The organism is Mycobacterium sp., assembly GCF_032162105.1.
Taxonomy (GTDB): Bacteria; Actinomycetota; Actinomycetes; order Mycobacteriales; family Mycobacteriaceae; genus Mycobacterium.
In genome coordinates, this window is sequence record NZ_JAVRPS010000537.1 from 1 (window position 1) to 5,486 (window position 5,486).

General features: G+C 65.2%; 4 protein-coding genes and 1 pseudogene. All 5 read right to left on the reverse strand.

Features of this window, described 5'->3' with window-relative positions; translation table 11 throughout:
- Positions 1–254: 254 nt before the first annotated feature.
- Positions 255–536: pseudogene (locus tag QOC69_RS27525) on the reverse strand (hypothetical protein); the annotation flags it as partial.
- A gap of 83 nt (positions 537–619) precedes the next feature.
- The gene (locus QOC69_RS27530; RefSeq protein WP_526445656.1) at positions 620–1,612 is read right to left on the reverse strand and encodes an ABC transporter ATP-binding protein; all 993 of its coding nucleotides are present in this window, start codon (positions 1,610–1,612) and stop codon (positions 620–622) included.
- A gap of 3 nt (positions 1,613–1,615) precedes the next feature.
- Complete coding sequence (locus QOC69_RS27535) at positions 1,616–2,665, reverse strand: ABC transporter permease (protein WP_526445658.1); 1,050 nt, start codon at positions 2,663–2,665, stop codon at positions 1,616–1,618.
- Positions 2,666–2,851: 186 nt separating this feature from the next.
- On the reverse strand, positions 2,852–4,117 hold the full coding sequence (locus QOC69_RS27540) for an FAD-binding oxidoreductase (RefSeq protein ID WP_526445660.1): 1,266 nt from the start codon (positions 4,115–4,117) through the stop codon (positions 2,852–2,854).
- 113 nt (positions 4,118–4,230) lie between these two features.
- Positions 4,231–5,486 (reverse strand): amino acid permease (locus QOC69_RS27545; protein WP_526445662.1); only part of this gene is annotated, 1,256 nt, incomplete at its 5' end.

Consider the following 5,486-nt stretch of genomic DNA (forward strand, 5'->3'; position numbering starts at 1 on the left):
CGGCGATCGCGGCCATCCGATGAAAGGCCACGGTGGCCTCGGCACGCGTCCAACCGGTGATGGCATCGACCAACGCCGCATCATCGACATGCAACAGGTCATCGCACTGGGCCAATTCCTCGAACACCCTTCCAATCATGCTCGCAGACCCAGACATTCAGCCGACCCGCAACCACGGACTGGGGATGAATCCGCGACTGTGGACAAATCAGCCGAACACCGACGCCGAACGCCCGAGATGTCAGTGCCGCGTGCTAAGCACCTACCTCCGGGACAACACCACCGGCCATTACCAGCATCGACAAACACCGCACCCGAAGTAATGACTCAGGACGCTGAGCGGAGCCAACCAGCTTCATCGCCGCGGCCTCGATCGCATCCTCCGACAACAGCACTTCGAGTGCGGCGTCACCGAGGGGAATGAAGCTATCAGCGCTCGCGACACGGTCGAGGCCTCCGGTGAATCCGTACTCAAGCAGGGCGGCGAGGATGCCTTCCCCGACTCCCCCGGTCTTCCGGGTCTCGTCGACGATGAGTCGCTGAGATTGGATATTCTATGCGATCACGGTTCCTCAACGCTAACCGCCGCGCGCCTCGGAATGCGAGCGAAGCGTGCCCGTTAGTCCAACGCCAGCGGGCGGTGCTCGATGAGGTCGCGCACCTCGCCGGTGCCGAGTCGCCTCCGGAAGGCAGCCACGGTGTAGCCGACGACCGTCGCGTCGGTGCGCGCCCGCACGGTCGCAGCACGCGGCATGTGGAACAACGGGCCGATCTCGCCGAAGTAATCGCCGGCCACCGCGACCTTGAGCAATTCCTCACCGCCACCGGGTAATTCACGCACGATCTCGACCTCGCCTTCGGTTATGACGTAGATCAGATCGCCCGTCGTGCCCTGCTCGAACAGTACTTCGCCCGCCACCAGCCGCACGGTCTCGGGCGGCCGGTCCGTCGTCGCGAATTCCGGCACGAGCTCCACGATGCGATCGGCCAGCGGCAGAATCCGACTGTCGTGCGTGGCGACTACGACCATCCGATCGCCGGAGGCCAGCTCGCGGATCAACCTCAGCACTTCCTCAACCTGAATGAAGTCCAGGTGCGCGGTTGGCTCGTCGGCCAATATGAGGGGCGGGTCCAGCGCGATCGCCCGCGCGACCGCGACGCGCTGCTGCTGGCCGCCGCTCAGATCAGCGGGCCGATGGGTGACCCGATCCTGCAGGCCGACCCGCGTCAGCAGTTCCTCAGCACGCTCGCGCGCCATGCGGCGAGACATGCCCGCCGCAAGCATCGGCACCATCACATTTTCCAGCGCGGTGAGGCTGGGCACCAGGTTGAACGCCTGAAAGACGATGCCCACCGTGTCGCGACGGTATTTCGTCAGCCCGCGCGCGTCGAGGGAGGTGACCTCGACGTCGCCGAACTTGATGGCGCCCGAGTCGGGTCGAAGGATGCCGCCGAGACACGACAGCAACGTCGTCTTCCCGCAGCCGCTGGGACCCATCAGGATCACCAATGACCCCGCGGCCACGTCGAGGTTGAGGTTGCAGATGGGGCGGACCGCATAATCGCCGCTGGAGTACTCGACGACCAGGTCCTGGATGCTGAGATCACCCACGGTTCAGGGACCTCCGAACGCCAGCGCGGGATCGACGGAAACCGCGCGATGCAGTCCCGATGCACTGGCAATCAAGCCGATCACGACGGCGACCACGGGCAACGCGACGAGCGCCTCCGTGGGCACGATGACCTGCATCGGGAACAACGGGCCAAGCGCCATCGATAGCACGGCACCCACCAGTGCTGCAAGGAGCGCCACCACGATCGCCTGCATCGCCAACCCGGCGGCGATGTTGGGGGTCGGAACGCCAATCGCCTTGAACACCGCGAAGTCTCGTAGCCGCTCGAGCGCGGAGAGATAGATCACTGATCCGACGACCAACGCCGCGACGACCCACAGCAGAATGGCCACGATCGTGATCGAACTCACCGCCACCTTCAGGGGCCGGAGCAGATCGGCGATCGCGCCTGCGCGGTCGATTGCCTCATAGCCGGCGGGTATCTGCGCGAGTGTGCCGCGAATTCCGATCGACGCGACCAGCTGTTGGCCGCCGTACACGACCTGCTGCGCGCCGGCAGTGGTGAAGAAGACGTTGGGTAGGTTGGCCAGCGCGGTCGAGTTCTCCACGATGCCGACGATGCGCAGCGTGCGCGAAGCGATCTCGATCTCGTCGCCCACATGTCGGCCGAGCGTGCTCGAGACCGCGACCTCGTCGGGCGTGGACGGCGCCCGTCCCTCCGAGGTGACCGGCATGCCTGGGCCGCGCTCGGGTGCGCCAAACAAGTCGGCATTGCGCGTCGAATCGCCCTCGGTGACCGTGCCGCCGGCGTATGTGAGCGGAGCCGCCGCGACCACGCCCGGCATCGCGGCGATCCGCCCGAGTTCGACCGGCGCGAATGGCGTCGCCCCGACGAACGGACCGGACGCGCCTGCCTTGACCAGGAACACGTCGACACCAAGTGCATCGACGGTCTTTTCGGCCTCCACCCGGAAGCCGTTCGCGAGCCCCGTGAGGACGAGCGTCATCGCGAAGATGATGGCAGTGCTGAGGACCGCGATGACATAACGGCGCCTTCGCCACTGCATGTCGCGCAGCGCAGCCATCAGCATGTCTTCGACGTTACCGACGCCCGCTGATACGCGGGCCGAATCTGGCTAGGTCCCGTGCGGGAGCCTCACTTCATGCTGGCCACGTTGTGCCACAGAGTCTTGAGGCTGTCGGCTCTGCCGTCGCCGTGCCAGGTACGGCGAACTGAACGACCAGGCCGACGAGAGTGGCCGAGACTGCCACGCGTGTCATCGCGACGGCACGGGCGCAATGCTCTGCTCGAAGCTGAACACGTTGGTGGGATCGTACTTCGCCTTGATCGCGCGCAGGCGGTCGACGTCTGCTCCCCAGTAGGCGGTCTCCCAGTCCGCCATGCCGGCATTCGGCACATTGACGTAGGCGCCATTCACGTAGGGCGCCAACGCCTGATGGAAGTCGGCAATCCACGCCTGGCACTTCGCAGTCAGTGGATCGGCCGTTGCCGGTGTCCCGCCGCGAACGCCCCAGCCCGCGCCTGGTTCGGCGTAGAAGATGGCGTTGCGGTGGGCGAACGCCGAGCCGCCGAAGGGTTCACTGTCCGTGACGGCTCCGCCGAAGGCATTGGTGAAGTAGTTGCTGTCCGGCGTGGGTGCCTTCGACATGTACTCGCACACCAGCCCGATCGCTCTCGCGGGGAACGGGTCGGAGACGAACTGCGAGAAGAACTTCCAGTTCGCAGCCTCCTCGGCGGGCGGTATCTGAAATGCCGTGTAGGTGTCGGACCAGCTCGCGCTTGTCGTCGAGACATCGGGACTGCCGATGGACAGAATTGGCGCGAGCAGCCCTGTTGCCTCTGCCTCGGACCCAGATGCGAGCACAGCGATCAGCGTGATCTTCTCACGCAGCATCTCGAGCTGGCTGGTGAGCCGGTTGTCGGCATGGGGGGCAGTGCGCTGCCAGGCCTCGAACACCTCGGGTAGGTCGTCGAGACCCGGCCACGTCGCGGTCACGTAGATCGTCTGCGTCAATGGGTGGATCGTGTACGTCAGTGAAGTGACGATGCCGAAATTGCCGTTTCCAGCGCCGCGAAGCGCCCAGAGTAGGTCTGCGTTGTCCTTTCCGTCGGCGATGATCGCCTGTGCCCCACCGTCGTCCGATGCGACGACGACTTCTACCGCCAACAGGTTGTCGGAGGCCATGCCGAAGTTGCGGGTCAGCAGTCCGAAGCCGCCGCCGAGGGTTGCGCCGACGAGGCCGACCGTCCCCTCGGTACCGGTAGGCGTAGCAAAACCGGCCTCGCCGAGCGCGGACACGACTTCCAGCTGATTGAGTCCGGCGCCGACGGTCGCGGTGTTCGACGCCAAGTCGATCGTGGCCGACTTCATCTCGCTCACGTCGATCACGATGCCGTCGTCGACAGACGACCAGCCCTCGAGGCTGTGGCCACCGCTCCGCACCCGAAGCTCGACGTCGTTCTGCCGCGCCCAGGCCAATGCGTTGACGACGTCCTGCGTTTCCCGGGCGAACACGATCACCGTTGGATCGTGTTCGAACAGCCGGTTGTACGAGATTCTTGCCGCCCCGTGATCGGCATCCCCCCGCCGGACGATTCTTCCGGTTAGCTCGGTTGGCCGTGCCGTGGTGGACGTCATTTGGTCACTTCGGCCACGGCAGGGGCAGCCTCGCCCGGTTCGTGGTCGAGCACCTCGCGGTTGAAGATCATCATGTACGCGAAGTACAGGGCCCCCACCACCAAGAGGCCGCCCACCATCACAATTGGGGCGAACGAGCTGGCCGGTGCCAGGATGAAGATCAGCGCACAGACCGACCAGATCAGCGCCGCGATGGCCACAGGCGTCTCGAAGCGACCAAGACTGAAGCCACCTTCCTTGTGGTCGAGACGTTTTCGCACCGTCAAGTAGAGCACTACGATCGCGCCGTAGGTGACCGCCGGGAACACCGTGCCGGACGTGATCAGGTCCAGCAGTGCATCACCCGGCAGTGCGGAGAGCACCGCGATCCCGATGACGACCGGCAGGATGGTGGCCGGGATGGGGGTCTGCGTGCGGCTGTCCACCCGCCTCATCAGTCGATGGGCGGGAAAGCGGCCATCGCGCGCCATCGCAAAGATCATGCGTGAGCAGCTGGCCAACACCACCAACCCACCCCCGAAGAAGGCAATCGCGATGACGACGAGAAACAGGCGTTCGGCGATCGGGCCAAGTTGGTCCCGCATGATCGCCGCGACGGGTGACTCGGCGGCCGTGACTTCGGGGATGTCCTTGATCGCGACGGTCAGAGCGATCAGGAACAACAGGCCCAGAACACCAGCCGCGGCAACCGATCCCACGATGGCGCGCGGGACAGTGCGAAACGGGTCCTTGGCCTCCTCTGCCATGTTCGCCGCGGAGTCGAAGCCCACGAGTGTCCCGAGGCCGACGATCATGGCGATCATCAACCCGCCGCCCAGCGCGTAGTAGCCCGACTCTCCCTCGGCTACTCCACGCGACACGAGATTGCCAGCGGAGCCGGTGCCCGTGACCGCCACGGCCACCAACAGCGCGACCGCCAGCACCGCGACGATCGACACCTCGATGGCGACCGCCACCGAGTTGATCATCGCGACGATCTTCGTCGAGGCGATCGCCAGCACGGCCTCAATCACCATGATTACCACGGTGATGATCCGTGCGGTGTCTTCGCTCGGCGCCATGTTGAACAACGGCATCAGGCACTGACTCGCCATCGCGTTGTTGATCGCCATGAACCCGGTGATCAGGTAGCAGAAGGTGAGCCAGCCGAAGAACCACCCGATCTTCGGGTTGGCCAGTCGAGAGCCCCACTGGTAGGACGAGCCCGACAACGCGATGCGGGCCGCGAATTGCGCGATCACCAGCGCGATCA